The organism is Hymenobacter siberiensis (assembly GCF_018967865.2).
Lineage (GTDB): Bacteria > Bacteroidota > Bacteroidia > Cytophagales > Hymenobacteraceae > Hymenobacter > Hymenobacter siberiensis.
In genome coordinates, this window is record NZ_JAHLZY020000001.1 from 3,761,812 (window position 1) to 3,788,417 (window position 26,606).

Genomic DNA, 26,606 nt, shown 5'->3' on the forward strand with positions numbered 1-26,606 from the left:
CGTCACCCCCCTCCTACGCGGACGTAGAGCCAGAAGACGAAGCGAATAAATAAGATGCAGGTGGCTTATCACCAGGCATTTACTCATTGGCAGTCAGACGGGTGCTAGTTATGCCCGCCGTGCTGGGGCTCCAGCATTTCTTCCACAATCTTCTTGTTGAAGGCCGGAATGTCCTCCGGCTTGCGGCTGGTGATGAGGCCGTGGTCGGTCACCACTTCTGAGTCTTCCCAATGCGCGCCGGCATTGCGCAGGTCGGTTTGCAGGCTGGGCCAGCTGGTCATGCGCTTGCCGCGCACCACGTCGGCCTCAATCAGCGTCCAGGGGCCGTGGCAGATGGCAGCTACCACTTTGCCCGAGCCGGCAAATTCCTTCACGAAGGCTACCACGTCTTTGTTGGTACGCAGGATATCGGGGTTCATTTGGCCGCCCGGCAGCACCAGGGCGTCGTAGTCGGCCGGCTTGGCATCGGTGATTACTTTATCGACATCGACTTTGCTGCCCCAGTCCTTGTTGGGGCCGTCCCAGCCCTTAATGGAGCCGCTTTTGAGGGAAATGACGTGGGTTTCGGCACCCTCGCCTTCGAGGTATTTCTTGGGGTCGTCGAGTTCGGCCTGCTCGAAGCCGTCGGTGGCAATGATGGCAATTTTCTTGCCCTTGAGTTTGTCGCTGCTGAAGATGCTCATAGTAGTCTGGAAAGTAAGAAGCGTAGTGCCGGAAGAATGCCCGGCTGCCTGGGTTTACGCCCAAAAAAGCCGCAGGTTGGATAAAATTCGGGCTTTTTGGTAAGCGCCGACTCCCGGCGCGGAATAAGCAGAGCCGTAGCGGCGGCCTGCCGCCCCAGGCCGGTTTGCTGTGGCGGCTACGCCTTTTTGGCCTTGGCGGGCGCCGTGGTTTTGGCCTCGCGCCAGCTGTATTCGGGCTCGTAGCCCAGCTCGCGGCGGGCCTTTTCAATGGAAAGCAGGGTTTCGTGCTGGCCCAGCTTCTTGCGCACTTCCACGCCAGGGAACACCTCGGCCATGAGGTCGGTCGAGGATTTCGACATCACGGTATCGGCGTTGGCGATGATGAAGGCGTGCATGCCGGTGGCCTGCCACTCCACGGCTTTGCGAATGGCCTGGGCACCGTCGCGGGCGTCGATGTAGGCCCACATGTTCCACTTGCGCTCCTGGGGGTCGTCGTTGTAGGCAGGGAATTTGGCGTAGTCGGCGGGCTCCATCACGTTGGAGAAGCGCAGGCCCACGAGCTTCATGTCCGGCGTCTGGTAGCAGAACTGGCGGGCCATGTCCTCCATCAGCACCTTGGCCAAGGCGTAGGCGCTTTTGGCGCGCAGCGGGTAATCTTCGTCTACGGGCGCGTAGGGGGCCTTTTCGTCGAAGGGCTCGCCCAGCGTGGTTTCGCTGCTGGCCCAGATAACGTTGCGGATGCCCAGCCGCCGTGCCGCCTCGAACACGTTGTAGGTGCTCATGATGTTGTTCTGGAAGATGTGGGCATCGGGGGCAATGCGCGGAGTGGGAATGGCCGCCAGATGCACCACGGCATCGAACGCCTGCGGGGCCACACCAGCGTATATGTGGTGGCCTACCGACGAGAGGGCATCCAGCGTCTGGCCAAAATCGGCGAGGTCGGCCACCATGTGGGGCACGTTTTCGCCGGCCGGCACGGTATCGACTACGAACACGTCGTAGCCGTGGGCCTGCAAATCGGCGACACAGACTTTGCCCAGCTTGCCGGTGCCACCGGTGACGAGCACGCGGGGCTTAGTGGTTTTATTATTGGGGGTTTTCATTAGAATAGGGATAGATGGTGGGGGGCTATACGGGAGCTGGGGCGGGAATGTGGGCCGGAGCCCGTGAGAAATCTGACGCCCGGCCGCCCGGCGAAGCAGCTTCTGGCCCGACAGCTACCACCGCCCCGTGAACGTGTACGCCGCCCACGGCTACGCCCCGTACTGCCGGCCGGCCCGAAAATCACCCAGCTGCTCAGGCAGCACCTGTATGGCATTAACGACAGCTCCGTGCAGCTTGTGAAATAGGTGCAGCAGAGTTTACCATTAAGCACTACTTGCTTTCCAGCGGTTGGAAATTCATGACAAGTATATCCACAATCCTAAGCCAAGACCCGCAATGGCAAAGAGCACCGCCAACGGCCATAGAATAATGGCTAAAAACACAACCAAGGCTTGAGTAGAAGCGGCGGCTGAAATGGCACCCCAAACAGCTAAGACGGCTAAGCCTAGACCGATACCAGCGAAAAGCAAAGCAACCCACGCTCCACTATGCCGGGGCGATACTATACGATGTTCCGACAATGGTACTTGACGATAACGAAGTGGCTGACTCGCTTCAGGCTTTTCCGATGTACTTGATTTCTTCGCTCTATTCCAAATTATAAAGCCACGCAGAGGAACTGCATGGCGTGATGCGGAGCGAAGGACTTCCTGCGGTGAAGTAAAGCGCCGCCCAAGTCTTCGACTTTTGATAGTTTCTACGACCAGTGCATGACCACAGGAATCACTCACTTGCGGCCTGTAATTATCTGAATGTATTCTGGCTGTTGAGAGCGGAGGGACGCGAAACGCTGCTCGTTCACTACTGCAGCCAGTCAATATAATCCAGCAGATTGACAACAACAATTGCCAGCGGGAATAGCAGCAAATAGGAGTAACAGGCATAATCAAAAAAGCAGAATCTGAAAGGTACAGAAGTAGCTATCAAATTACTGACCTCACTCCCGCTGGCGCGCGTCTTTCGACGCGCTGCCTATTGGCCCCGAGCCTATTGGCCCCGAGCCTGTGGCTCGCTTCTTGAACGAACTTCGCGTAGATTATTCGACCAGCGAGCCAGAGGCTCGGAACCAGCGGGCAGCGCGTCGCAGACGCGCGCCAGCGGGGGGCCGGTCCGACCGCCCCAGGCGGTCCGACCGGTTGAAGTGAGCACGATTCCGCCCTGATGATAACCGGTCAGACCGCCTAGGGCGGTCTGACCGGGGGCACTGCTTAGCATACGCTCACGGCTGCATCAGCACTTAAAATTCGCGCTACCACCCGCCGCGCAGCCGCCCTAGCTCAGTAGCAAACCCTGCGCCGTGAAGCGCCGGTAAATCCCGGCCAGAATCTCGCTTTTCGTGAGCTGCTCCTGCCGGATGTTGGTGACCCAGAACAGGACTTTCAGCTCGTAGACCTGCCCGTTGATGCTGCTGAGCAGGATTTCGGGCGGCAGGTTTTGCATGGTATAGGGGCTGGTTTTGATTTCCTCCTGGATGAGCTCGCGGGCGGTTTGCAGGTCGGTTTGCAGGTCGGTGCCGGGGGCCAGACGCAGCACCAAATCCACGCGAACGTGGTCGTTGGTGCGCGTCCAGTTGATGACGTGGTTGGAGAGCAAATCGCCGTTGGGCACGATGATTTCGGAGCCCGTCACCGACAGCAGCTTGCTGGAGCGGATGCCGATGTCCTGCACCCGGCCCGATTTACCAGCCACCTCAATGAAGTCGCCGACGTGAAAGGGCCGCTCAAAAATCAGGATAATGCCCGACACCAGGTTATTCACAATGCTTTGCAGGCCCAGCCCGATGCCCACGCTGAGCGCCCCAAACACGATGGCAATTTTGCTGAGCGGCAGGCCCGTGGCGGCCGTGGCCAGCGCGAAGCCCACCACCACCAGCAGCAGCCGCAGCGCCACCAGCCACGAGCCCCGGTGCCGGGCCTCGGCGCTGTCGTCCTCGCCCACATCGCCAAAAAAGTAGCCGATGTACTGCTGCAATTGCGCCGAAACGAACAGGATGAAGAAAAACAACAGAATATTGCCCAGCGTGAATACCGTGCTGCCCAGCGTGTGCGGAGCCGTGAGTACCTGCTCCAGCCCCGCGTAGAGCGTGGAATACGCGTTGAGATTGGAGGTGAATACCAGTATCCACAGGGCCGCCGCCACGCCCGTTAGCAGGCGCAGCAGGTGCTTCTCAATCTGGGCGAAATCGAAGCTGGCGGCGCGCCCCTCGCCCGAGCGGCTGCCCAGAATCTGCAGGTGAAAGGCCTCGGTGAACAGCTCGACGAACACCGCCAGCCCGATGCCCTGCGTGAGCCCGAAAATGGCCGCCGTGCTGAACAGCTTGGCCAGGCTCAGCCGCCCAAACACGTTGCCCACCACCGCCAGCAGGTTCAACCCGATAAACAGCCACGTCACCGGAATCAGGAAGCGCAGCAGGGCCATGGTTTCGCGCAGCCGCCACAGCAGCAGCACGCCCAGCCCGGCGGCCAACACGTTCAGCACCAGCAGTCCCCAGCGCGCGCCTAGGCCAGTAGCCGCGTTGGCATTCGTAATGGTGAGCACCACCACAAACGCCACCAGCACCAGCCAGTACCGAAACAGGGGCCGCGCCCAGCTGCGGGCAAATACCGCCGTGAGGGCCACCAGCAGCAGTGCCTGCAGCAGCGCCAGGTATACGGGCGGCGGATGCAGCTCCAGGGCCGGAGCCAGGCTGAACACCACCACCCCGGTAGCCGCCAGCGGCCCCGGCCGCAGGTAGCGAAAATCCTCTTCCAGGTCCAGCGTGCGGACTTTCACGCGCCGATAGTTGTAGCCCACCCAGCCGTAGAACACCAGCCCGATGAGCAGCATGAACGCCCAGTTGTCCCAGTTGTTGGCGAAGTAGAAGTTGATGATTTCGCGGCGGTCGGCGGCGGCGTGGTCGGCATCGGCATCGGCGGCCACCGGCACGGCCCGCGCTGCCCACAGCGGCGGATAGGCCGCCCGCATGGTGGTACGGCCGAAGCGGCGCATCTGGTCGCCCACCTCGTCCTGCAGCTCCAGGGTCTGAATGTAGCTGGCAGCCACCTGCGTCTGCAGCTGCCGGGTGCGGCCGAACCGCTTGGCCAGCAGCCCGCCAATGCGCTGCTGCCGCGTTTGCAGAGCCGAGTCGGCGTGGGCCAGCGCCCGGGCGGCGGCATCGGTCGCCGCTTCCCGGATGGGCGGGCGCGCCAGCCCGGCCAGCCGCCCCTGCATGCCTTCGAGGGCCTCGTGGGCCCCGCCCAGGGCCGTGCGCCACTCCGCCAGCTGCTCCTGAATATTAACGAGCATGAGCTGGCACATTTGCAGCTGCTTGATGTCGACTACCTGCCCAGTTTCCTCCACGCTGTGCCGGATGGCGTGCAGGTTTTCGTCGATATTGGGCAATTCCTCGGCCACCTCGCGCGAGTCGAACACGTTGCGCACCTGACCCGAAATGCTGCTCAGCGTGGTATAGGCCACTTCGAGGCGGTGGGCGTCGTCGTGGGTCACGGTATCGGGCGCGGCGGAATGGGCGTGGGCCGGGGCGGGCTGGGCCGATGCGCTGGCGGCCGCCAAACTGGCCAGCAGTAGCAGGGCCAGCCGGCGGAGCGAGCCGGCCAGGCCAGAACAGCTAGCTGATGGGTGATTCTGAATGGGCATGAGGAAACATTAGTCCGGAAAAGTACGCGCAAACCCAGCAGCCGCCTTGCATTGCATGTCGTCCCCGCAGCGTTCACGCTACATCTTTGCAACGTGCCTCTGCTCACCCCGTCTGTCTCCACAATGAAATTGACCCGACTACTGCCCCTGCTGCTGCTCGCCGGCCTCGCCCGGCCCGCCGCCGCACAAACGACGCCGCTGTACCAACCCCGCGACATCAAAGCCGCCTTCGCCAAAGGCACCCGCAGCCCCGACGGCCGCCCCGGCCCCAACTACTGGCAGAACCGTGCCCGCTACGACATCACGGTGCAGGCCGCGCCCCCGGCCCGCGACATTCGCGGCCGCGAAACCATCACCTACTTCAACAACAGCCCCGATACGCTGAAGCAAGTACTGCTGCGCCTCATCCAGAACATTCACCGTCCCGGTGTGTCGCGCGATGGCGATGCCTCGCCCGACTACCTCACCTCCGGGCTCGTGATTGACACGTTCCGGGTGGCCGGCCAAACGCGGCCCGTTCAGGGCACCGGCACTATTACGGGCGTGCGCCTGCCCAAGGCCCTGGCCCCGCACGATTCAGTGAAATTTGCCGTGGCCTGGCATTTCCCCATTTCGGTGGAAAGCGGCCGCGAGGGCATGATTGACCCTACCACGTTCTTCCTGGCCTACTTCTACCCCCGCGTAGCCGTGTATGACGACTACGCCGGCTGGGACCGCCTGCCCTTCGTCGACAGCAAGGAGTTCTACAACGATTTCAACGACTACACCCTGCGCGTACAGGCCCCGGCAAACTACATTGTGTGGGCCACCGGCACCCTGCAAAACCCCAAACAGGTGCTCCAACCGGCGGCGGCCAAACTCCTGGCGAAGTCGATGACCAGCGACGCGGTGCTGCACATTGCCACCGCTGCCGATTTGGCCAAGAAAAGCATCACCGCCCAGCAGCCGATGAATACCTGGGTCTGGACCGCCAAAGACATTTCGGACGTCACCTTCGGCCTGAGCGACCATTATGTGTGGGATGCCGCCAGCGTAATCGTGGATGCCAAGGCTAAGCGCCGCGCCAGCGTACAGGCCGCCTACGCCGACTCGACGGTCGATTTCCGGCAGTCGGTGAAGAATGCGCAGTACGCGCTGGGCTGGTTCTCGAACCCCGCCAACTGGCCCGGCGTGGCCTACCCCTTCCCCAAGATGACGGCTTTCCAGGGCTTTGCCGACATGGAATACCCGATGATGGTGAACGACAGCCCGCAGAAGGACCCCAAATTCGCGCAGTTCGTGCAGGACCACGAAATCGCGCACACCTACTTCCCCTTCTACATGGGCATCAACGAGAGCCGCTACGCTTTCATGGACGAAGGATGGGCCACTACGTTCGAGCTGCTCATCGGCCGCACCGAAAACGGCCAGGAAGCCGCCGACAAGCTCTACAAGCAGTTCCGCGTGAACCGCTGGATTCACGACGCCGCCACGGCCGAAGACCTGCCCATCATCACGCCCAGCAGCGAGCTGCGCGCCGGCTACGGCAACAATGCCTACGGCAAACCCTCGCTCAGCTATTTCGCCCTGAAAGACATGTTGGGCGATGCGCTGTTCAAGAAAGCCCTGCACGAGTACATGGACCGCTGGCACGGCAAGCACCCCATTCCGTGGGACTATTTCAACTCGATGAGCAGCGCCAGCGGCCAGGATTTGAGCTGGTTTTTCAACAACTGGTTTTTCACGAATAACTACATCGACCTGGCCGTAGCGGCCAGCGGCAGCACCATCACCGTGCAGAATATCGGCGGCTTCGCCGTGCCTTTCGATGTGAATGTGGAATACACCGACGGCACCCGGGAAACCCTGCACCAGTCGCCCGCTGTGTGGCAGGCCAACCAGAAACAAGCCACCATCACTGTGAAGAAGCCGGTGAAAGCGGTGAAGCTGGACGGTGGCATTTTCATGGATGCGAATGAGAAGGATAATAACTGGGCTCAGCAGTAGCCGCGAGCTATGGGCTCGCAAGCTGCCCGCTAGTGGCACATAACAATTTATTAACATTGTAAAACCAACAGCGAAATAATCATCGTAAGTTGTGAGGCAAAGCCCCGCGCTGATAGTCAGCGCGGGGCTTTTCATTTATTCAAACGGTAGCCTGTGCTTCTAATTTTTCTCTTTCTGGCCGTTTTGCTGCTCACGTACTCCAACGGGGCCAACGACAATTTCAAGGGCGTGGCCACGCTCTGGGGCAGTGGCACGCTGGCCTACCGGCCGGCGCTGGTGCTGGCCACGGTGGCCACATTCGCCGGCTCGGTGTGCTCGTATTTCTTTGCCGAGGAACTGATTAAGAACTTTTCGGGCAAGGGGCTGGTGCCCGATGAGATTATCGGGTCGGTAGCGTTTATCCTGGCCGTCGCCCTGGCGGCGGGCGTCACGGTGCTACTGGCCACGCGCTACGGCTTCCCGGTGTCGACCACCCACGGGCTGGTGGGCGCGCTGGTGGGCGCGGGGCTAGTAGCAGTAGGGCCAGCGGTGAATTTTGCCAAGCTGGGCAGCACGTTTTTCCTGCCGCTGGTGGCCGGGCCGGTGCTGGCCGTGGGGCTGGGCAGCCTGGTGTACGTGCTGTTTCGGCAGGGCCGGCGGGCGGCGGGCATTACGGAGGAAAGCTGCGTGTGCGTGGGCGAAACCTGGGTGCCGGTAGCCAGCTCGCCCACGGCGGCCTTCACGGCGCTGCCCACCTTGCAGGGCAGCGTAGCCACCGCCGCCGAGTGCCAGAACCTCTACCAGGGCCGGTTCCTGGGCTTCGATTTCCAGCCCCTCATCAACGGCCTGCACTACGCCAGCGCGGCGGCCATGAGCTTCGCCCGCGGCCTCAATGACACGCCCAAGCTGCTGGGTCTGCTGCTGGTGTGCAAGTTCTTCCAGATGCCGGTGAACGTGCTCATCCTGGCCGGGGCCATGGCTATCGGCGGCTGGCTGAACGCCCGCAAAGTGGCCGATACCATGAGCAAGAAAATATCGCGCCTCAACCACGGCCAGGGCTTTACCGCCAACCTGGTAACGAGTGCACTGGTGATTTTCGCCAGCAAGCTGGGCCTGCCGGTGTCTACCACCCACGTGTCGGTGGGCAGCATCTACGGCATCGGGCTGGTGAACGGCACGGCTAACTCGAAGGAAATCGCCAAAATCGGTCTGTCGTGGTTGCTCACGCTGCCCGTGGCGGCGCTGCTGAGCGCGGGGGTTTATGCAGGGATTAGGGCGTTTGGCTGATAATGAATATCGGGCTGGCTGGCTGGCGCGCGTCTGCGACGCGTGCCGACTGGGTTCGAGCCTGTGGCTCGGGCACTGAATAATGGTTGAACGACAATTATCCTCATACTTCAATCCCGAGCCACAGGCTCGAACCCAGTCGACACGCGTCGCAGACGCGCGCCAGCTACTATCTCAATCGTGAAACACCTCTTCCTTTTCCTCCTCCTCCTTTCCTTCCCGCTCCTCACCCGCGCCCAGGTCACGACCAGCGTATTTGAGGGCACTGTTACCACCGCCAAAGGCGAGGGTATTCCCGGGGCCACGGTGGTCCTCACGCACGAGCCCACGGGCACCCGCAGCGGCACGCAGTCGGAGCCAGACGGCAAGTTTTTGCTAAATAACTTGAAGCCCGGCGGGCCTTATACCGTGCAGGTAACCTACGTGGGCTACACCGGCCAAAGCCGCGAGGGCCTGAACCTACCCCTGGGCAAGGTGACGCGCCAAACGTTTGCGCTGGTGGAAGCGGCTACGGTGCTGGGCGAAGTAGCCGTAACCGGCCACCGGGGCGACTCCTTCGCGGCCGACAAAAACGGCCAGAGCTACCACCTCAGCCGCGAGGCCATTCAGGGCGTGCCCACGGTGAACCGCAGCCTGAGCGACCTGACCAAGCTGATGCCGCAGGGCAACAAGAACTCGTTTGGCGGCACCAACTACCGCTTCAATAACCTGAGCATCGACGGCATGGCCACCAACGACGTGCTGGGCTTTCAGGAGCCGGCGAGCGGGGCGGGCGGCACGGTGGCCTCAGGCACGCCGGGGGCGCTGGCGGGTACCCAGCCTATTTCCATCGATGCCATTGATGAGATGCAGGTGGTGATTTCGCCCTTCAACGTGACGCTGGGCAACTTCACGGGCGCCAACATCAACGCCGTGACCAAGAGCGGCACCAACCGCCTGACCGGCACGGTGTACAGCTTCGCCCGCAACCAGCTCATTACCGGCCGCAGCGTGGATGCCGAGCACAAGCCGATTGAGAATTACTACGACATTCAGTCGGGCGCGAGCCTGGGCGGGGCCATCATCAAAAACCGCCTGTTTTACTTCGCCAACTACGAAAACCAGCGCCGCGAAGAGCCCGTGCTCTTTGCCCCCGGCGAGGCTGGGGCCATTGTGCCCATTGAGGTGGCCCGGCAAATCAGCGACAAGCTGAAAAGCCAGTACGGCTACGACCCCGGCACCTACGGCGCGGCTAACGTGCAGCGCAACAGCGACAAGTTCCTGCTGCGCCTCGACTACAACATCTCCGACAAGCATCGCCTCAGCCTGCGCGACAACTTCGTGGTGGGCTACGCCGACAACCTCGAACGCTCAGCCAACATCCTCAACTTCGGCAACCAGGGTTTCCGGCACAACAGCCGCACCAACAGCCTGGTGGCCGAGCTGAAAAGCACCTTCAACAACCACGTTTCCAATCAGCTGATTGCGGGCCTGAACACGGTGACGGAGAACCGGACCTACGACGGGCGCATCTTCCCTCACCTCGAAATCAACTACAACACGTCGACCTCGATTTTTGCCGGCACCTACCGCGAGGCGGCCGTGTACGGCTCGGGCCTGAGCACCACGCAAATCACCGATAACCTCACCATTTTCCGCAACCGCCACACCATCACGCTGGGCACCAGCAACGAGCTAAACAGCATTCAGTACCGCTTCCTGACGGCCTTCAACGGCCGCTGGCAGTACTCGTCGGTCGATGCCTTTTTGCAAGACAAGCCCAACCGGGTGCGCGGCGTGTACAACATCCAGAACAACGACCCGGACTACAACCGCAGCATCCCGTCAGCCGATTTCCGCGCCTTTCTGCTCAGCGCCTACGCCCAGGATGACTACCAGGTAAGCAACCGCCTGAGCGTGCAGCTGGGCCTGCGCATCGACATGCAGCTGCACCCCGACAAGGTGCCCACCAACCCCGAAGTGGCCCGCAACGCGGCCTTCAACCAATACCAGAACAAGTTTGGCGGCGTGCCGCAATTCAACCCACGCGCCGCGTTCAACTACACCCTGAACGAGGCCAACACCGTGCAGCTGCGCGGCGGCACGGGCCTGTTCACGGGCCGCATCCCGTTTGTGTGGTACGCCTACGCGCACTACGTGTCGGGCGACCCCTACCACAACATCGACTACAAGCCGGCCAGCGGCGCGGTACTGCCCATTGCTGAGAACCTGGCCAACCTGCAATCGCTGCAGCCAGGCCTGGCCGAAGTGAACCTGATTGACAACAACTTCAAGCTGCCGCGCGACTGGAAATCGTCGCTGGCCGTAGATGTGAAGCTGCCCTGGGAGATGAGCTTCACGGCCGAGGGGCTGCTGTCGAAAGTGGTGTCGGGCGTGCTGTTTCAGTCCATTAATTTCAAGGATAACAAGGCCACTTTCGCGGGGGCTGATAACCGGCCGTACTACACCACCACGGGCAACGCGGCCAAGATTGACCCGAATTTCACCAACGTGTTTGTGATGACCAACACGAGCAAAGGCTACAACTACAACGCCACCTTCACGTTGGCCAAGCGCATTCCCAACCGCCTCGATGCCTCGCTGGGCTACAGCTACGGCGTGAGCCGCGACGTGGTGAACGGCGTGCGCGTGTCGCCGGCCGCCAACTACGAGTGGAACCAGTCGCTGGTGGCCAACGACCCCGCCCTGGCCTACTCCAACTTCGATTTGCGCCACAAGTTCATCGGCAACCTGGCCTACACCGTGCCGGTAAAGGACAAGTTCAGCCTGAGCGCCAACCTGATTTACATTGCCCGCTCGGGCAGCCCCTTCTCCTTCGTGTATGAGGGCGACGTGAACCGCGACGGCTCGGCCAAAAACGACCTCGTATTTGTGCCCGCTGACGCTTCGCAAATTCAGCTGGCCGACATCACCAACGCCCAGGGCACGGTGCTGGTATCGGCCGCGCAGCAGTACACGCAGCTCGACCAATACATCGCCAACGACGCCTATCTGGCCACCCGCCGCGGCACCTACGCCGAGCGCAACGCCGCCCGCACCCCCTGGACCCAGCAGCTCGACCTGCGCCTCATCGCCAAAGTACCCCTCACCAAAACCGGCTCGCAGCGCCTCGAAGTCTCCTTCGATTTCATCAACCTCGGCAATCTGCTCAACCGCGAGTGGGGCCTGCAATACTTCGTACCCAACCTCAACAACTCCGGCTACGCCCTGATGGATTTCGTGCGCATCGACCCGGTGAAAAACCAGGCGGTGTTCCAGTTCCGCAACCCCACCAGCACGCCCTGGCAAACGGACCCCATCAACTCGCGCTGGCAGGGGCAGGTGGGGGTTCGGTATGTGTTTAACTAGGCGGCGCGAGTGGCTCACCTCACCCCCTGACCGTCCTACTCCCCCACCCCCGCCTGCCGCCGCTGCTTCTTCAGCTCCTGGCGCACCTCTTTCACGCGCTCATCAAACCCGTCGGGGTCGTAGCTCACGCCGTCCACGTCGAGCTGTTCGAGCAGGTCCATCAGGTCGTTGGCGTGGTCAGCACGGGTGCCAGCGGGCATGTTCACGAAGGTCATCTCCGACCACAGCAGGGCCAGTAGACGAGTGCCGTCCTCGTTGCGCATCTGCATTTCGAGCACCAGGTTGGAGTTGTCGAAATGGATGAGCTGGCTCAGAATGCGCACCGTGGTGCCCTGGTTGGCCGGCTTGAGGTAGCTGATATGGTGCTTGGTGATGACCCAGGCAGCATTCTGCTCGCGGGCCAGCTCGCCCATGTTCAGGGAATAATGCGCGGTGGTGTGGTCTTCGCGGGCGTTGAGGAAGTAGTCGAAGTAGCGGGAGTTATTGAGGTGGCCCAGCATGTCGCAGTCCTGGAAGTAGATGCGGTGAGTGGTTTCGGGCGTCTGGACGAGCTTGGACATGAGCAGCGGGGTATTTGGGCCGACAAAGGTCGGTATTCAGAACGTCATGCCGAGCGGAGCCGAGGCATGACGTTCTACCATCCTACCCCAATAATTACTCGGCACGCCTAACATATCACGAAAAACCCTTACCTTTTACCACCTCAAATTCCCACCATATGTTCTCGCTCACCCCCGCTCGCTCCGCCGTCCTTCTGGCCCTGGCCGACACCTTTATTCCGCCGCTGCCCGATGGCAGTCCCTCCGGCTCGGCCGGCGTGAGCCTGGAGAAGCTGGAGGCCGCCATTCGGGAGCAGCCGGAAGGGGCGCAGGCCGAATTTGGCCAGCTGCTCGATTTGCTGGAAAAGCCGGTGCTCGGCCTCACTTGGTTCGGGCCGCTGAAACCGTTTCGCAAGCTCGATACCGGGCAGCGCGAGCACCTGCTGCAAAGCTGGGCGGGCAGCAAGCTACCGCAGCTACGCAAGGGCTTCAACGCCTTGCGCAAGCTGTGCGTGCTGCTATACTACGGCGGCAGCATGGCCGAAGTACCGGCCGCCTGGGGCTTCGTGGGATACCCCGGCCCCGATGAGCAGCCCGTGGACTCGCCCAAGCCCATCCACACCCTGCACCCCACCGAAGACACTGTTTACGAGTGCGATGTGCTGGTAATTGGCAGCGGCGCGGGCGGCGGCGTGGTGGCCGGCGAGCTGGCCGAGGCCGGCTTCGATGTGCTGGTCATCGAAAAAGGCCCTTACTGCCACGGCTGCGACTTCACCCAGCGCGAAGCCGACATGCTGGGTACGCTCTACGACGCCAAAGGCACCCTCAGCACCCAGGACGGCAGCATCGGCATTCTGGCCGGCTCCTGCCTGGGGGGCGGCACCACCGTGAACTGGGCTGGGGCCTTCCGCACCCCCGATTACGTGCTGCAGGAGTGGGCCCGCGAACACGACGCGCCCCACTTCACCACCCTCGAATTCAAGGAAAGCATCAACGCCGTGGCCCGCACCATTGGCGTGAATACCAACTACGCCCGCCACAACGGCCAGAACCAGGCCCTGTGGGACGGCTCGACCAAGCTGGGCCAGGAAGTGAAGCTGATTCCGCGCAACGAAAAGGGCCTCACCGATTCCGACGCGCACTTCCGCAGCTTGGGCTACACCTCGCTGGGCGATGCCCACGGCATCAAGCAGGGCACGCTGAACACCTATTTGCTCACCGCTTTCGAGCACGGAGCTCGTATTCTGGCCGACACCAAAGTAGACCGCGTGACCATCAGCCAGGGCTGCGCTACCGGCGCGGTGGCCGTGCACACTACCGCCGACGGCCGTCAAATACACATCAATGTGAAAGCCAGGCGCGTGGTAGTGGCCGGCGGAGCCATCCAGACGCCCGCGCTGCTACTGCGCTCCGGCCTGAAGCACCCGCACCTGGGCCGCCACCTGCACCTGCACCCCACCGTAGTGGTAGGGGCCCGCTACCCCCACCCCATGAACTCCTGGCACGGCCCCAGCATGAGCGTGGTGAACGACACCTACACCATGCTGCACGGCACCAACTTCGGCGCCAAGCTCGAAACGCCCCCCACCCACCCCGGCCTGCTGAGCATGGTGCTACCCTGGCTTTCGGGCCGCCAACACCACGAGCTGCTGCGCGATGCCGACCAGCTCGGCTCGTTCATCGTGCTCACCCGCGACCGCGACGGCGGCCGGGTAAGCATCGACAAAAACGGCGCGGCGCTGATTGACTACACGCTGTCGGATTTTGACCGGGCCAATATGCTGGAAGGCGTGCGCGCCGCCGCCCAAATCCACGTCGCGGCCGGGGCCGAAAAAGTATATCTGCCCCACGGCACCCTGCCCACGCTGCTCACCAAAGACAGCGTGCTCCAAAACCCCGAAGTGCTCGACGAGCTCCCGCACCTGAGCTGGAAATCCAACCAGTTCGGCCTCTACAGCGCCCACCAGATGAGCACCTGCCGCATGGGCGGCGACGCCGCCACCCACCCCCTCAAGCTCAACGGCGAAACCGTGGAGGTGCAGGGCCTGTTCGTGGCCGACGGCTCGGCCTTCCCGGCGTGCAGCGGCGTGAATCCCATGCTCACCATCATGGCGCTGGCCCACTTCACGGCCCAGGGCCTGAAAGCCAGCCGGCCGGTGGAGGCACAGGCGGCGGCCATGGCCTGATGCACCCCGCCGGGCTTTACCTTTGGAGCCGATTTTAGGCACTTCATGGGTAAGCTTGACGATACCAAACGGCGGATTGCGACCGGCCTGTTTTTCGGGATTCTGCTGCTGCTAGGGCCGCTGCTGGTACGCGACTACGGCATGGGCTGGGACGAGCGCGCCGACCGTATGGTGGGCTACATGAGCCTACGCTACGTGGCCCAACTGGTAGCCCCACAGGTGCTGGCCGCCGGCCACTTCGCAGGCATCCACGAGCTGGCTACCCACGGCGATGCCGACCACGGCCCGGTGTTCCAGATGCTGCTGGCGGGGCTCGAAATCGCCTTTTTCCGCCACGACCCACGCGGGGCCGGCTGGATGCGGCACCTGCTCACCTTCGGCGTATTCGTGGCCGGGGTATGGGCCGTGTACCGGCTGGGGCTGGCTGGCGGGCGGGCTGCTGGCGGGCGGGCTGCTGGCGGGCGGGCTGCTGGCGGGCGGGCTGCTGGCGGGCGGGCTGCTGGCGGGCGGGCTGCTGGCGGGCGGGCTGCTGGCGGGCGGGCTGCTGGCGGGCGGGCTGCTGGCGGGCGGGCTGCTGGCGGGCGGGCTGCTGGCGGTGGGCATGGCGCACACGATTTTTCGGCAGATGCACGACCATCCGTACCAATACGGCTACTTCAGCTTTATGCCCGGGCCGGTGGCCGGCAGCCTGTTCGAGCGCGACTACTGGGGCGCGGCGGGCCGCGACGGGCTGGCCTGGGTACTGGCCCACGACCCCGGTGCCACCGTAGCCGTCAGCGATACACTGCCCCAGAAAATTATCCTGTACAATAATTCGCTGCTGCTCCCGGCTGCCCAGCGCGCCCGGTTGCGCTTCGTGCCCCACGCGCAGGCCCGGTACTTTCTGGGCATCTACCGCTGGCATCCCTGGCCGTATGAGCCGCAGTTTGGCACGCCGGTGCACGATATCCGGGTTGATGGCATGACGATTCTGACGGTGTTCCAACGCTGAGTTTTTTGGGGCTGAATGGACCTTACGGCCCTTTCTTCCGTACTGGTTGGAATATTGCTATTCCCGCTTCTTATGCGTCCAGTTCGTTTTGCCGTGGTGCTGTCGTTGAGTTTGACCGCCGCCAGCTGCTCCATCTTCCATCACCGCGACAAGCCCGCGCCCGTCGTCGAAACCGTGCGGACCGCCGACTCGCCCACGCCCCCCACCGCCGCCCGCGACCTCGCCGACGTGATGGCCACCGACCTCCAGCTCACCCCCGAGCAAACCGGCCGGGTCCGCAGCATCCTCAGCAACACCGTGACGCAGGCCAACGCCGCCAAGGAAAAATTCCCACCCAAATCCCCGCAATTGCTGGCCGAGCAGAAGCGAATCAATGCCACTTCCCAGCGCGAGCTGCAGCAGACCCTGGGCCCTACCAAGTTCAAACAGTTCATCGCCAACCAGCGCAAAATGGCCGCTGAGATGCAACAGCGCCAGAAGTAGCAAGCAGCGAGGCCACGTCAGTATCGTCGTACATATCGGCCAGCGGCAGGCGTCGCGGCTCTTCCATTGGGCCTCCCGTCAGTGCCGGCGCTGATACTGTTCCACCGTTTCCCATAGCCCGGCGTAGCGACCTACGCGGCGCATTTGCGCACCCGGCTCGGGCGTGAGCTTAAAAGAAGTCAGGGCACCGTGCTGGCGCTGGTAGTGCACGGTGGCGGGCTCCAGCGCCAGCAGGCGCAGGGTATCCTTACCAAAGGTTTGCCACCTGACGCACCAGCCATCAATCTCCAACCGTTCGACTCGCCATTTATTGCCGGAGTCGGTGGGTTGGTTCAGGTAATAGCGGCCCTGAAAGCGGCGCAGCTTGCCCGCGTCCGGGCCGGTAAGCGTGAAAATGGTGTCGGTCCAGAGCCAGCTGTCGCGCACCGAATCCCGGCCCATCAGGCGCAGGGAGTGCAGGTGTCCATCCTGCTCATAAGTAGAATCGGCCCGAAGGCGGTGCTTTGCCAATTCCAGTTCATGCCGACTGAGCAGTTGGGTTTGCAGCTCCTGCCGCCACACGGCCGTGCGGCCAATGCACAGCGACTTGCTCGAATCCTGAGCCGTGTACACGGCCCGGTCCCGAGCCGGAAAAACTGCCATATCGGCTGCCTGGGCCGGAAATGGCTGCGCAAAACGCACCTCCAGCCCCTCATCACAAGCCGTCAGAAGCAGGCCGGCCCCAACCAGCCAGCTACCATATAAAAATCGGGAAACCATCATGCCCATTCATCCCTGACCACCGAAAAAGCAACCTGCTGCTTCTGAACCGTTTCCCCGCTCTTTCGGAGTTGCACTCCGAAAGCCCCCGGCCGCGGAGTTGCACTCCGCCCCCGCACGGCAGCAGTTACCCAACGTTGGGGGCTACAAGCCCCCCGGCAGAGTAGGCTTTCGGAGTACAACCCCGAAAGAGCAAAGCAGGCACTTTTTTTACAAGTATTTCACCAGCAGCGCCACCAGCTTCTTCACACGGCTCGTGTAAGGCGGGTACATGGCCTTGATGCCGGTGAAGCCCACGCGCTGCCGCATCACCCCCTTCTCGTTGCTGAACGCCAGGAAGCCGGCGTAGCCGTGCGCCTTGCCGAGGCCGGAGTTGCCCACGCCGCCGGTGGGCAGCTCGGGGTGAGCGAAGTGCAGCACGGTTTCGTTCACACCCGCGCCACCGGCCGAAATGTTGTCGAGCAGGTAGCGGCGGTTTTCGGCGCTGGTAGTGAACACGTACTGCGCCAACGGCTTAAGGCGGGCATTAACGTAAGCGGCCGTTTCGCTCAGGTTTTTGAAAGTGAGCACGGGCAGCAGCGGGCCAAAAATCTCCTCTTCCAGCACGCGGGCCGTGGCCGGCACGTTGGTCAGAATGGTGGGCTCGATGTAGTTCTGGCCCTGGTCCAGGGTGCCACCCGTGACCACGGTAGCGCCCTGGACCAGGGCATCTTCGAGCAGGCCGGCGAGGCGGGCGAAGTGCTGCCCGTTCACGATGCGGGCCAGCGAATCGGACTGCTCGATGCCGGCCCCGGCCGGGTTGTAGGCCCGCTGAATGGCGGCCGTGAGCTCCGTGAGCAGCGCGGGCTGCACGCTTTCCTGCACTAGCAGGTAGTCAGGGGCCACGCAGGTCTGGCCGTTGTTGAGGAACTTGCCCCACACGATTTTCTCGGCCGCGTCGCGCAGGTCGGCGGTGGCGTCCACCACGGCGGGGTTTTTGCCGCCCAGCTCCAGCGTCAGGCCCGAAAGGTGCTCGGCCGCGGCGCGCATCACAATCTTGCCCACCGCCGGGCTGCCGGTGAAGAAGATATGGTCCCAGGGCAGCTTCAGCAGCTCGGTGGCGGTTTCCTTGCCGCCTTCCAGCAACAGCACTTCATCGGGCCGGAACAGGTCTTTGCACAGCTGGCGCAGCAGCGCGGAGGTAGCGGGCGTCTGCTCGGCGGGCTTGATGACCACGGCGTTGCCGGCCGCGATGGCCGATATCAGCGGCCCCACGGCCAAGTAAAACGGGTAGTTCCAGGGTGCGATGATGAGCACCACGCCCTTGGGCTCCACCTGCACCCAGGAGCGGGTGCCCAGCAGGGCCATGCTCGCGCCCACTTTGCGCGGGGCCATCCACTTTTTGAGGTGGCTGCTGGTGTGCTTGAGCTCGACCAGCGAGGTCCAGATTTCCGTTAAGTCAGTTTCGGCCGTGGGCTTGCGAAAATCGGTGAGAAGCGCCTGCTGAATGTCGGTGCGGTGCGCGTGCAGCCAGCTGCTGAGCTTTTGCAGGCGGGCGCGGCGGGCCGCCACGTCCTCGGCGCGCAGGGCGGGCGTGCGCAGGCGCAGGGCATCAAACTGCGCCTGAAACTCGTTGGCCGGCTTTGCGGCAGCGCCGGGCACTTCGGCAGCATTATTCACTAAAACAGCAGGTTGCATGATAATCGCCATTAGTTGCACCAGCCTTCGTGGCCAGTCCCGCAGAAAGATACGCGGCTTGCACAACATTTCGGGTAGCCATGCGTCTGTGCAGTCGGTTTTGGGCTGCCGGTATATCCAACGTTAAGTAGGTATTACCTTTGCGGCTTACTATTTGGGCTCCGGTCCGCGTTTTTTCATTCTATACCACCCGCCTCGCCGGCGCTAAATCCGGCCCGGCCCGCTGATATTACTGGTACTTTTTTTCGTGATTTCTCTTTATCCCCGCCGCACTTCGCGGCTGTTTTTTGCGCTGCTCGTTCCCCTGCTGGCCCATTCGGCCGGCCCTGCGCAGGCCCGGGAGCTGGCAGCGCCAGCTGCGGATTCGGCCATTGCCACTGCCCTGCCAGCCGACACGCTGGCCGCCGAAGCCCAGAAGCCGAAGCCGACCCGCCTGACGCCCCTGCCGATGGACTCGCTGCCGCACATCCACCCGCGCGACGCCAAGGGCCGCATCACCGACTACACCGTGGCTCCGGGCGTGACCTGGCACTACGACAAGCCCAAACCATTCGAGTGGGCCTACCACATTCCGCGCGATTTGGGGCAGTTTCCCGGCTTCGCGTTCCGCAAGGAGAACAAGGAAACGCTTATTGAGCTGGCGGCCGGCTCGGTGGCGCTGTGGGTGGCCGACCAGTACCTCGTCGACTGGAGCCAGGATGTGGGCAAGCGCATTGGCCTGAAAGCGGCCAGCACCCAGAAAACGTTGATTTATATTCCCTTCAACGTGGGCTCGGCCAATTTACCCTTCGAGTTCAACGTGCCCGACAACCTCAACAGCACGTTTTACTTCCTCGGCGATGGCTGGACGCACCTCACCGTGGCCAGCAGCTTCTGGATTTACGGCGGCATTAAGAAGGACAACCGGGCCCTACGTACCTCCAGCCAGCTGGGCGAGGCCATTTTCAGCACCGGCCTGGTGGTGCAAACCATGAAGCGCCTCACCGGCCGTCAAAGCCCCTACGTGGCCACTAAGGAACGGGGCGAGTGGCACCTGTTTCCGTCGTACAACACCTACCAGAACTTCGTCCCGAACTACGACGCCTTCCCCACCGGCCACCTGGCCACGGCCATGGCCACGGTCACGGTTATCGCCGAAAACTACCCCGAATACCACTTCATCCGGCCCGTGGGCTACGGCCTGATGGGCCTGCTGGGCTACTCCATGCTCAACAACGGCGTGCACTGGGCCTCCGACTACCCGGTGGGCATCGCACTGGGCTACGCATTTGCCAAAATTGCGGTGCGCAACGGCCGCACCCGCGTCGAGCAGCCCGAGGCCACCGACCCAACCGTACACGGCACTGGCTTCCGGCTGCTGTCGCACCCCAAGCCGTGGTATCGCCGGGGCTTGTTTTCGCCCTACGCCTACGGGCCGTTCACGGGGGCCAGCTGGTCGCTGCGCCTCTGAGCCCCGCAATCCCAATCGACGGCTTTTATCGTTGATTATTGACCCGGCGCTGGCCTGCGTTCTTTTTAATCCGCTATTCTATGCCTGATTTTCTTTCCAGTTTTCCCAACCCGGACCTGACTACCTGCCAGGCCGAGCTTACCCGGCAGCTGGCCCTGCTGGGCCGCCACTGGCCCACCTTTGCCGAGGCTGAGCTGGCGGAGCTACCCGGCCCCGGCCGCTGGAGCCGCAAGGAAATCCTGGGTCACCTCATCGACTCAGCCACGCATAACTACCAGCGCTTTGTGACGGCGCAGCTCGCCCCGCCCCCGCTCCGCCTCGAACCCTACGATCAGGAAGCCTGGGTGCGCATCGGGGCCTACCAGCACCGCCCGGCCATCGAGCTGCTCGCGCTCTGGACCAGCCTCAACCATCAGATTCTGCACCTGCTGGCCCGCCTGCCCGAGGCCCTGCTCGACCACGAGTGCCTCTCGCTCAACGCCAACCCCGTCACCCTGCACTGGCTCATTGCCGACTACGTGCTGCACCTGGAGCACCATATCCGGCAGATTATCAATCATTGAGTAGCCCACAAAAAAATCCCACTCCTGATTTGGAGCGGATTTTTTTTGTGGGCCTGTCATTCCGACGCGGGAGGAATCTGGTTTACACAGTTGGACGAATTTACCAGATTCCTCCCGCGTCGGAATGACAATTCCGGCCTACTTGAACAAGCCTTTTTTCACGGTGCGGTTACCGTTTTCGTCGATTTTAATCTTCGTGCCGTCGGCGCGCTTGATTTTCACCGAGCCATCGTCACTGCGCTTGATTTTAGCGCCGTTTTCGTACTTCACTTTGTGGTCGCCGTCGTTCTGGTTTTCCAGCTTCTTCACGCCCGAGCCCTGGCCCACGCTGCTGCCGGTGCGGCCGGCAGTGGTTGTGGTGGTGATTACCGTGCCGGGGGTCAGCGAGTAGGGGCCGTCGCCGTAGTTGGCGCGGTTCGAGGAGTAGGTGTTATAGTAGTCCGGGCTGTTCAGGTCGGTGCGGATGGTGTTATCCGCCTCGTCGTTTACCTGGCGGATAGCGGCGTAGCGGCCGGTGGTATCCGTAGCGTACTGGGTCTGCAGGGCGTTCAGCTTGCGGCCCCGGGTGTAGTAGGTTTTCTCGATGCGCGTGACCACCACAGTGTCGGTCAGCTTGAGGTCTTCGGCCACGCGGGCGGCCATGCGGCGGGCGTCGTCGTAAGCGGCCATCGTGTCGACGGTGGTGGTGGTGGTGGTGGTTACCGTAGCGTCCGGCGTGGTCGTAGTGGTGGTTTCGACTTTTTTGTCCTGCGTGCAGGAAGCGGTAGCCAGTGCGGCGGCGGCCATCAGACCGAGCAATTTGAAGTTCATGGAATGCACAGATTCAAGAATTAAAAACGGCCATAGAGCCATTTTTAGGGGCTGATACGGTGGCGCTTGCCCACGGGTTATGCGGCCGCGAAACAGGAGTTGAGAGTTATGAGACAAAATCTAGAATATTTCAACTCACAACTTTCAACCCATAACTCTCTTAACTCCTCTAGGCGTTCACCACCGAGCCGCCGTTGGGATGCCGCGTCTGGCTCGAGAAGTACGAAGCGTCTTCCGCAGCCAGGAAGACGTAGGACGGGGCCACTTCTGAGGGCTGGCCGGCGCGGCCCATGGGCACGTCGTGCCCGAACAGCGGCAGCTTCAGCAGGCCAATGCCCGTGATAAAGGGCGTCCAGATAGGGCCCGGAGCTACCGAATTCACCCGAATGCCTTTCTTGATGAGCTGCAGCGACAACGCCCGCGTAAACGCCGTGATGCCCCCCTTGGTGGAGGTGTAGTCCAGCAGCATCTCGTTGCCTTTAAAGCCGTTCACCGAAGCCGTATTGATGATGAAATCGCCTTCCTTAAGGTGCTTCACGGCGGCCCGCGAGATGCGGAACATGGCAATAATATTCAGGTTGAAGATGCTATCCAGCTCCTCAATCCTTGATTTCTTCGAGCGAATCATGCCAGTTCTGCTCGGCCGCGTTATTCACCAGAATGTTTAGTCCGCCGAGCTCGGCCACGGTGCGGTCCACAATTTCCTGGCAGAAGGCGGGGTGCTTCAGGTCGCCGGGTAGCAGCAGGCAGCAGCGGCCGTGGACCTACACTATTTCCCGCACCTTCTCGGCGTCCTGCTGCTCGGCGGGGAAGTAGCAAATGGCCACGTCGGCCCCTTCTACCGCGAAATGCACGGCCATGACCCGGCCCATGCCCTAGTCGCCGCCCGTGATGAGGGCCACCTTGCCCTTCAGCTTTTCGCTCCCCTTGTAGCCTTCGCGAATGTATTCGGGCTCGGGGGTCATCTTGTATTCGAGGCCGGGCTTGCCGGCACCCGCGGCCTGGCTTTGGGGCGGGAAAATGGGGGGCTTGTCAGACATGTATAGGATATTGAGAGAAAATGGATGGTTTCGTTAACGGCCGGCCCTGGCCGGGGTTAAGGCGCGGCCCGTTTCTGCACGGCGTACCTTTGTCGGGGCGCTCGTGCGCCGCGTTTATTCTTTTTGATTTTTTGCCCATGCCTCCTGCCTCGCTCACCCGCCTCAATAAATTCATCAGCGAAAGCGGAATGTGCTCGCGCCGCGAGGCCGACCGCTACATCGCGCAAGGCGCGGTACTGCTCAACGGCAAGCCCGCCCAGATTGGCGACCAGGTAGGCCCGCGCGACCGGGTGAGCGTGAACGGCCATAAGCTGGAGCCCAAGCAGGCCGAAGACGCCGTGTACCTGGCCTTCAACAAGCCGGTGGGCGTGACGAGCACCTCGGAGCCGGGCGTGCGCGGCAACATCGTGGACTACGTAAACCACGCCGCCCGCGTGTTCCCCATCGGCCGGCTCGACAAGGATTCGTCGGGCCTGATTTTCCTGACCAGCGACGGCGACATCGTGAACAAGATTCTGCGGGCCGGCAATCAGCACGAAAAGGAATATGTGGTAACCGTGGACCGCATTCTCACCGACCGCATGCTGGACGAAATGGCCCACGGCATCCCCATGCTGGGCGTGGTCACGAAGCGCTGTGTTATCGTGAAGGAAACGCCCTACATCTTCCGCATCACGCTGGTGCAAGGGCTCAACCGCCAGATTCGGCGCATGGTGGAGCATTTCGGCTACGAAGTGATGAAGCTGGAGCGCGTCCGCATCATGAACGTGAGCCTGAAAGGCCTGCCCGTGGGCGACTGGCGCGAGCTGACCCCGGAAGAAGTGGCCGGCATTATGAAAATGGTGTCCAAATCGAGCGGCACCGAGGAAGCTTCCGGTGGCCGCAGCCCCAAAAAGACCAAAGCCACGCCGCAGGACACGCTCACGAGCGACGGCCGGCCCACCCCGCGCCCCCGCAAGCCCGGCCCGCCCACCATGTACAACCCCTCGGGCACCGGCTGGTGGGGCCCGCGCCCCGAAAAGCCCGGCGCATCCGGCACCAAGCCCGGCCTGGGCGGCACCAAGCGCCCACCCAAAGCCGGCCCCGGCGGCGGCGGCGGTTCGCGCCCCAAAAGCGGCGGCGCAGGCGGCCCCGCCCGGCCCAAAACCGGCACCCTGGGCACCCGCCCGGCCGCCAGCGGCAAGGGCAAATCCGGGGCCGGCCGCAAGGGCCCGGCCCGCCCCCGCTAGGCCGGCGGAATTATCACTGTCCGGTTTGCCGTTTTCCTTCGCATGAAGCACTTTTGCCTGCTGCTTTGCCTCTGGCTGCCCAATGTGGCCGCATGGGCCGCGCCCGCGCCCCTGCTCCCGCCACTCGTCATCGCCGAGCAGTTTGTGGCGCCCGCCGGGTGGGCCACCATGAAAAGCTACCTCTGCTGCGAAGTGGCCAACCAGGCCAAACGCCAGACCCTGGGCCAGCAGATTCCGCCCCGCGTGCAGCGCGCCTGCCAGCTGGTGCGCCAGGACTCGGCCACCGCCGTAGTGGCCGTGGAGCTGCGCGACTCCCTGAGCCGCCGCGACTTCTACCTGCACTTCCACCGCGAAGCCGACGGCTGGAAGCTGTCGGCCATCCGCAACCTGGCCATGACGCACCTGGGGCCGCCCATGGTGGCGCTGCTGGCCGCCATGCCCCCGGCCGAAGTGGCCGACTACAACCGCAAGCACCCCGATGCCAGCCACGCCTTTACCATCGGCAATCTGCGCCTCTGGACCAGCGCCGACGCCGACATTGCCGCCCACTTCTACCAGCACCGGGCGGCTTTTCAGGAAGTGTTGAGCCGGGTGGAGAAGGGCCGGTTTTTCGACCCCGCCATTGCGGCCGACGAAGCCACCGACGAGCAGGCCGCCAACGCCGACCCCGCCGTGCACGCCCTGCTGCGGCAGCTGTACCTGGGCCGCGTCACGCGGCGCGCCACTAGTTGCGGCAGTTGCCTGGCGTTTGTCATCGGCGGCAAAATCGACAGCACGGTGGGCCTGCTCTACCAGTCCGAGCCGGCCCTGCTGCCCGCCATGCAGCCCGATGGCCTCATCGTGCTCCGGCCGCTGGGCGACGGCTGGTACCTCTACAAAACGACTTAATTACCCATGATGAAACCCGACGCTACCCCTCCCCTGGCCGAAAAAGACCAGCTGCACCCGCGCAACCCGCACCGCGCCCCTTACGATTTCCCGCTGCTGAGCAAGACCAGCCCGGAGCTGGCAGCCTTCGCACGCCCCAATCCCCACGGCAGCCTGTCGATTGATTTCGCCAACCCCACCGCCGTAAAAGCCCTTAACCGAGCCCTGCTCAAGCATTTCTACGGCATCGAGCACTGGGATATTCCCAAAGGCTACCTGTGCCCACCCATTCCCGGCCGCGCCGACTATGTGCACTACCTGGCCGACTTGCTGGCCGAAAGCAACGGCGGCGTGCTCCCGCCCGGCGAAGAAATAACAGTACTGGACGTGGGCGTGGGCGCCAACTGCATTTACCCCATCATCGGCCGGCGCGAATACGGCTGGCACTTCGTGGGTTCCGACATCGACGGCGTGGCCGTACGCGCCGCCCAGCAGATTGAAGCCGCCAACCCCAGCCTGGCCGGGTCCATCGAAGCACGCCTGCAACCGTCCCGCACCCGCATTTTCGACGGCCTCATCCAGGCCGGCGAAGTATTCGACCTCACGATGTGCAACCCGCCGTTCCACGCCTCGGCAGCGGCGGCGGCGGCAGGCTCGCAGCGCAAAACGACTGGCCTGGGCACCGGGCGCGGCCCCCGGCCGGTCCTGAACTTCGGCGGTCAGAACAACGAATTGTGGTGCGAGGGCGGCGAGGCCGGCTTCATCCGGCGTATGGTGCAGGAAAGCGGCCGGCGGCCCCGCGCCAGCTATTGGTTCACGTCGCTCGTTTCCAAAAAAGAAACCCTGCCCGGCCTGTACCGTGCCCTGCAAACGGCCGGCGCCACCACCGTTCGGACCATCGAAATGGCCCAAGGCCAGAAAAAAAGCCGCCTCGTAGCCTGGACATTTCTCTCGCTCGCGCAGCAGGAAGCCTGGCGAAAAACCCGGTGGGCGGCGGCGCAATAGTGCTATCTCACTGCGGCCTTTGTATATTGCGTATCTTCGTAACAATACACCCGTCTGCGCACTTCTACTACTCCAATTAGAAGGGCCGGACACAACAGATTTAGCAGCAAAAAACTATGGGTAGGTCTCAAGAGACATTTGGTAAGAAAGACAACGAGAAGAAGCGCGCGAAGAAGAAAACCGAGAAGGAAGAGCGCAAAGCGGAGCGTCAGGCCAACGCCAAAAGCGGTGCGCCGCTAGAGGAGATGTTTGCCTACGTGGACGAAAACGGCAACATTACCGCCACCCCGCCCGACCCCACCAAGAAGCGTATCATCAAGGACGAGGACATTCGCATCAGCATTGCCAAGCAAGAAGACCGCGAGCCGGAGGACACCGTCCGCACCGGTTCGGTTACTTTCTTCAACGATTCGAAGGGCTACGGCTTCATCAAGGATTCGGTGACCCAGGAAAGCATTTTCGTGCACGCCAACGGCCTGGCCGGTGGCCCCATCTCGGAAGGCGACAAAGTAAATTTTGAAGTGGAAATGGGTGCCAAAGGCCCCAACGCTGTGCGCGTGAAAAAGGCCAGCGCTACGCCGCCCCCGGCCGCCCCTGCCCCCGCTCCCGCCGAGTAGTAGCCCACCGACTGACGTTACGTGAAAGCCCCGCTTCCGAAGCTGCAACAGCTTCGGAAGCGGGGCTTTCACGTGGAGCTGGCCCGGCTTAGGCGTTGGCGTCCATCGCGGCCAGGTTGTCCTCAGCGGCGGCGGTGTCGGAGCTTATCTCAGCGCCATTTTTACCGTTGCGCTTTGCCAGCATGCTCAGGCCCACGGCGGCGAGGGCAGCGCCGGCCAATACCTTCTGGGTTGTGGTGAGCTTGCTTTTGCGCAGCTTCTTGAGGGATTTGGCCGCCCCGCCGAGCAGGCTTTGCTTCTTGGCTGATTTATTTTTCGCGGCTTTGTCTTTGGCCTTTTTCATGGTGCGGGTTGATTGAAGGTGATA

General features: G+C 62.7%; 23 protein-coding genes. 12 read left to right on the top strand and 11 right to left on the bottom strand.

Annotated features, from left to right (window positions below; translation table 11 throughout):
* Positions 1-104: 104 nt before the first annotated feature.
* The 3 genes from KQ659_RS16705 to KQ659_RS16715 form a co-directional block, all read right to left on the bottom strand.
* Positions 105-683 carry a type 1 glutamine amidotransferase domain-containing protein gene (locus KQ659_RS16705; RefSeq protein ID WP_216686034.1) on the bottom strand — a complete coding sequence of 193 codons (579 nt, stop codon included), beginning with the start codon at positions 681-683 and terminating at the stop codon, positions 105-107.
* A gap of 176 nt (positions 684-859) precedes the next feature.
* Positions 860-1,786 carry an NAD-dependent epimerase/dehydratase family protein gene (locus KQ659_RS16710; protein WP_216688180.1) on the bottom strand — a complete coding sequence of 309 codons (927 nt, stop codon included), beginning with the start codon at positions 1,784-1,786 and terminating at the stop codon, positions 860-862.
* Positions 1,787-3,059: 1,273 nt separating this feature from the next.
* Positions 3,060-5,423, bottom strand: a complete 2,364-nt coding sequence (locus KQ659_RS16715; protein WP_216688179.1) for a mechanosensitive ion channel family protein — start codon at positions 5,421-5,423, stop codon at positions 3,060-3,062.
* A 123-nt stretch (positions 5,424-5,546) separates the two neighbouring features.
* Between KQ659_RS16715 and KQ659_RS16720 the strand changes: the two genes are divergently transcribed.
* The 3 genes from KQ659_RS16720 (at position 5,547) to KQ659_RS16730 (ending at position 12,023) form a co-directional block, all read left to right on the top strand.
* On the top strand, positions 5,547-7,409 hold the full coding sequence (locus tag KQ659_RS16720; protein ID WP_216688178.1) for a M1 family metallopeptidase: 1,863 nt from the start codon (positions 5,547-5,549) through the stop codon (positions 7,407-7,409).
* A gap of 153 nt (positions 7,410-7,562) precedes the next feature.
* Positions 7,563-8,675, top strand: a complete 1,113-nt coding sequence (locus KQ659_RS16725; RefSeq protein ID WP_216688177.1) for an inorganic phosphate transporter — start codon at positions 7,563-7,565, stop codon at positions 8,673-8,675.
* 180 nt (positions 8,676-8,855) lie between these two features.
* On the top strand, positions 8,856-12,023 hold the full coding sequence (locus tag KQ659_RS16730) for a TonB-dependent receptor (RefSeq protein WP_216688176.1): 3,168 nt from the start codon (positions 8,856-8,858) through the stop codon (positions 12,021-12,023).
* Between the two features lie 35 nt (positions 12,024-12,058).
* Here KQ659_RS16730 and KQ659_RS16735 read toward each other — a convergent pair whose 3' ends face one another.
* On the bottom strand, positions 12,059-12,583 hold the full coding sequence (locus tag KQ659_RS16735; protein WP_216686027.1) for an acyl-CoA thioesterase: 525 nt from the start codon (positions 12,581-12,583) through the stop codon (positions 12,059-12,061).
* 158 nt (positions 12,584-12,741) lie between these two features.
* Here KQ659_RS16735 and KQ659_RS16740 point away from each other — a divergent pair, with 158 nt between their 5' ends.
* Positions 12,742-14,748, top strand: a complete 2,007-nt coding sequence (locus tag KQ659_RS16740; protein ID WP_216680017.1) for an FAD-dependent oxidoreductase — start codon at positions 12,742-12,744, stop codon at positions 14,746-14,748.
* Positions 14,749-14,934: 186 nt separating this feature from the next.
* On the opposite strand, the gene KQ659_RS16745 is transcribed toward KQ659_RS16740, so the two are convergent.
* Positions 14,935-15,351 (bottom strand): hypothetical protein, encoded by a 417-nt coding sequence (locus KQ659_RS16745; RefSeq protein WP_216688175.1) that lies wholly within the window; start codon positions 15,349-15,351, stop codon positions 14,935-14,937.
* On the opposite strand from KQ659_RS16745, the gene KQ659_RS16750 reads away from it, so the two are divergent.
* Both KQ659_RS16750 and KQ659_RS16755 read left to right on the top strand, forming a co-directional pair.
* Entirely contained in the window at positions 15,350-15,739 is a 390-nt protein-coding gene (locus KQ659_RS16750) for a hypothetical protein (RefSeq protein ID WP_216680015.1), read from the top strand. The genes KQ659_RS16745 and KQ659_RS16750 overlap by 2 nt on opposite strands.
* A 72-nt stretch (positions 15,740-15,811) precedes the next feature.
* Positions 15,812-16,222: a hypothetical protein gene (locus tag KQ659_RS16755; protein WP_216680014.1), complete on the top strand. Its 411-nt coding sequence runs from the start codon at positions 15,812-15,814 to the stop codon at positions 16,220-16,222.
* Between the two features lie 78 nt (positions 16,223-16,300).
* On the opposite strand, the gene KQ659_RS16760 is transcribed toward KQ659_RS16755, so the two are convergent.
* Together KQ659_RS16760 and KQ659_RS16765 are read right to left on the bottom strand one after the other, a co-directional pair.
* Positions 16,301-16,984: a hypothetical protein gene (locus KQ659_RS16760; protein WP_216686024.1), complete on the bottom strand. Its 684-nt coding sequence runs from the start codon at positions 16,982-16,984 to the stop codon at positions 16,301-16,303.
* A 207-nt stretch (positions 16,985-17,191) separates the two neighbouring features.
* Entirely contained in the window at positions 17,192-18,640 is a 1,449-nt protein-coding gene (locus tag KQ659_RS16765; RefSeq protein ID WP_226915753.1) for an aldehyde dehydrogenase family protein, read from the bottom strand.
* 265 nt (positions 18,641-18,905) lie between these two features.
* Between KQ659_RS16765 and KQ659_RS16770 the strand changes: the two genes are divergently transcribed.
* Both KQ659_RS16770 and KQ659_RS16775 read left to right on the top strand, forming a co-directional pair.
* A complete protein-coding gene (locus tag KQ659_RS16770) occupies positions 18,906-20,108 on the top strand; it encodes a phosphatase PAP2 family protein (protein WP_216680011.1) in 1,203 nt (400 codons plus the stop codon).
* 80 nt (positions 20,109-20,188) lie between these two features.
* Positions 20,189-20,671 (top strand): DinB family protein, encoded by a 483-nt coding sequence (locus KQ659_RS16775; protein ID WP_216688174.1) that lies wholly within the window; start codon positions 20,189-20,191, stop codon positions 20,669-20,671.
* A 138-nt stretch (positions 20,672-20,809) separates the two neighbouring features.
* Here KQ659_RS16775 and KQ659_RS16780 read toward each other — a convergent pair whose 3' ends face one another.
* The 3 genes from KQ659_RS16780 to KQ659_RS21930 all read right to left on the bottom strand — a co-directional run bounded on the left by KQ659_RS16780 (position 20,810) and on the right by KQ659_RS21930 (position 22,521).
* Positions 20,810-21,481: a hypothetical protein gene (locus KQ659_RS16780; RefSeq protein WP_216688173.1), complete on the bottom strand. Its 672-nt coding sequence runs from the start codon at positions 21,479-21,481 to the stop codon at positions 20,810-20,812.
* A gap of 169 nt (positions 21,482-21,650) precedes the next feature.
* Positions 21,651-22,109, bottom strand: coding sequence for an SDR family oxidoreductase (locus tag KQ659_RS21925; RefSeq protein ID WP_317197808.1), 459 nt, complete (start codon positions 22,107-22,109; stop codon positions 21,651-21,653).
* A 247-nt stretch (positions 22,110-22,356) separates the two neighbouring features.
* A complete protein-coding gene (locus tag KQ659_RS21930) occupies positions 22,357-22,521 on the bottom strand; it encodes a hypothetical protein (RefSeq protein ID WP_317196077.1) in 165 nt (54 codons plus the stop codon).
* A gap of 137 nt (positions 22,522-22,658) precedes the next feature.
* Here KQ659_RS21930 and rluF point away from each other — a divergent pair, with 137 nt between their 5' ends.
* From rluF to KQ659_RS16805, 4 genes are all read left to right on the top strand, one after another.
* A complete protein-coding gene (gene rluF, locus KQ659_RS16790; RefSeq protein WP_216680008.1) occupies positions 22,659-23,750 on the top strand; it encodes a 23S rRNA pseudouridine(2604) synthase RluF in 1,092 nt (363 codons plus the stop codon).
* A gap of 42 nt (positions 23,751-23,792) precedes the next feature.
* A complete protein-coding gene (locus tag KQ659_RS16795) occupies positions 23,793-24,638 on the top strand; it encodes a hypothetical protein (RefSeq protein ID WP_216680007.1) in 846 nt (281 codons plus the stop codon).
* A 6-nt stretch (positions 24,639-24,644) separates the two neighbouring features.
* A complete protein-coding gene (gene rlmF / locus KQ659_RS16800; protein ID WP_226915752.1) occupies positions 24,645-25,622 on the top strand; it encodes a 23S rRNA (adenine(1618)-N(6))-methyltransferase RlmF in 978 nt (325 codons plus the stop codon).
* Between the two features lie 116 nt (positions 25,623-25,738).
* Positions 25,739-26,239 carry a cold-shock protein gene (locus KQ659_RS16805; protein ID WP_216680006.1) on the top strand — a complete coding sequence of 167 codons (501 nt, stop codon included), beginning with the start codon at positions 25,739-25,741 and terminating at the stop codon, positions 26,237-26,239.
* 88 nt (positions 26,240-26,327) lie between these two features.
* Here the strand turns inward: KQ659_RS16805 and KQ659_RS16810 are convergent, their stop codons facing one another.
* The gene (locus KQ659_RS16810; protein ID WP_216680005.1) at positions 26,328-26,582 is read right to left on the bottom strand and encodes a hypothetical protein; all 255 of its coding nucleotides are present in this window, start codon (positions 26,580-26,582) and stop codon (positions 26,328-26,330) included.
* Positions 26,583-26,606: the final 24 nt, after the last annotated feature.

Excerpts from the sequence above, each read along its gene's own strand:
- KQ659_RS16705 (WP_216686034.1), bottom strand. The coding sequence starts at position 683 with ATGAGCATCTTCAGCAGCGACAAACTCAAGGGCAAGAAAATTGCCATC.
- KQ659_RS16710 (WP_216688180.1), bottom strand. The coding sequence starts at position 1,786 with ATGAAAACCCCCAATAATAAAACCACTAAGCCCCGCGTGCTCGTCACC.
- KQ659_RS16715 (WP_216688179.1), bottom strand. The coding sequence starts at position 5,423 with ATGCCCATTCAGAATCACCCATCAGCTAGCTGTTCTGGCCTGGCCGGC.
- KQ659_RS16720 (WP_216688178.1), top strand. The coding sequence starts at position 5,547 with ATGAAATTGACCCGACTACTGCCCCTGCTGCTGCTCGCCGGCCTCGCC.
- KQ659_RS16735 (WP_216686027.1), bottom strand. The coding sequence starts at position 12,583 with ATGTCCAAGCTCGTCCAGACGCCCGAAACCACTCACCGCATCTACTTC.
- KQ659_RS16740 (WP_216680017.1), top strand. The coding sequence starts at position 12,742 with ATGTTCTCGCTCACCCCCGCTCGCTCCGCCGTCCTTCTGGCCCTGGCC.
- KQ659_RS16750 (WP_216680015.1), top strand. The coding sequence starts at position 15,350 with ATGGCGCACACGATTTTTCGGCAGATGCACGACCATCCGTACCAATAC.
- KQ659_RS16745 (WP_216688175.1), bottom strand. The coding sequence starts at position 15,351 with ATGCCCACCGCCAGCAGCCCGCCCGCCAGCAGCCCGCCCGCCAGCAGC.
- KQ659_RS16755 (WP_216680014.1), top strand. The coding sequence starts at position 15,812 with ATGCGTCCAGTTCGTTTTGCCGTGGTGCTGTCGTTGAGTTTGACCGCC.
- KQ659_RS16760 (WP_216686024.1), bottom strand. The coding sequence starts at position 16,984 with ATGATGGTTTCCCGATTTTTATATGGTAGCTGGCTGGTTGGGGCCGGC.
- KQ659_RS16775 (WP_216688174.1), top strand. The coding sequence starts at position 20,189 with ATGCCTGATTTTCTTTCCAGTTTTCCCAACCCGGACCTGACTACCTGC.
- KQ659_RS16780 (WP_216688173.1), bottom strand. The coding sequence starts at position 21,481 with ATGAACTTCAAATTGCTCGGTCTGATGGCCGCCGCCGCACTGGCTACC.
- KQ659_RS21925 (WP_317197808.1), bottom strand. The coding sequence starts at position 22,109 with ATGATTCGCTCGAAGAAATCAAGGATTGAGGAGCTGGATAGCATCTTC.
- KQ659_RS21930 (WP_317196077.1), bottom strand. The coding sequence starts at position 22,521 with ATGTCTGACAAGCCCCCCATTTTCCCGCCCCAAAGCCAGGCCGCGGGT.
- rluF (WP_216680008.1), top strand. The coding sequence starts at position 22,659 with ATGCCTCCTGCCTCGCTCACCCGCCTCAATAAATTCATCAGCGAAAGC.
- KQ659_RS16795 (WP_216680007.1), top strand. The coding sequence starts at position 23,793 with ATGAAGCACTTTTGCCTGCTGCTTTGCCTCTGGCTGCCCAATGTGGCC.
- rlmF (WP_226915752.1), top strand. The coding sequence starts at position 24,645 with ATGATGAAACCCGACGCTACCCCTCCCCTGGCCGAAAAAGACCAGCTG.
- KQ659_RS16805 (WP_216680006.1), top strand. The coding sequence starts at position 25,739 with ATGGGTAGGTCTCAAGAGACATTTGGTAAGAAAGACAACGAGAAGAAG.
- KQ659_RS16810 (WP_216680005.1), bottom strand. The coding sequence starts at position 26,582 with ATGAAAAAGGCCAAAGACAAAGCCGCGAAAAATAAATCAGCCAAGAAG.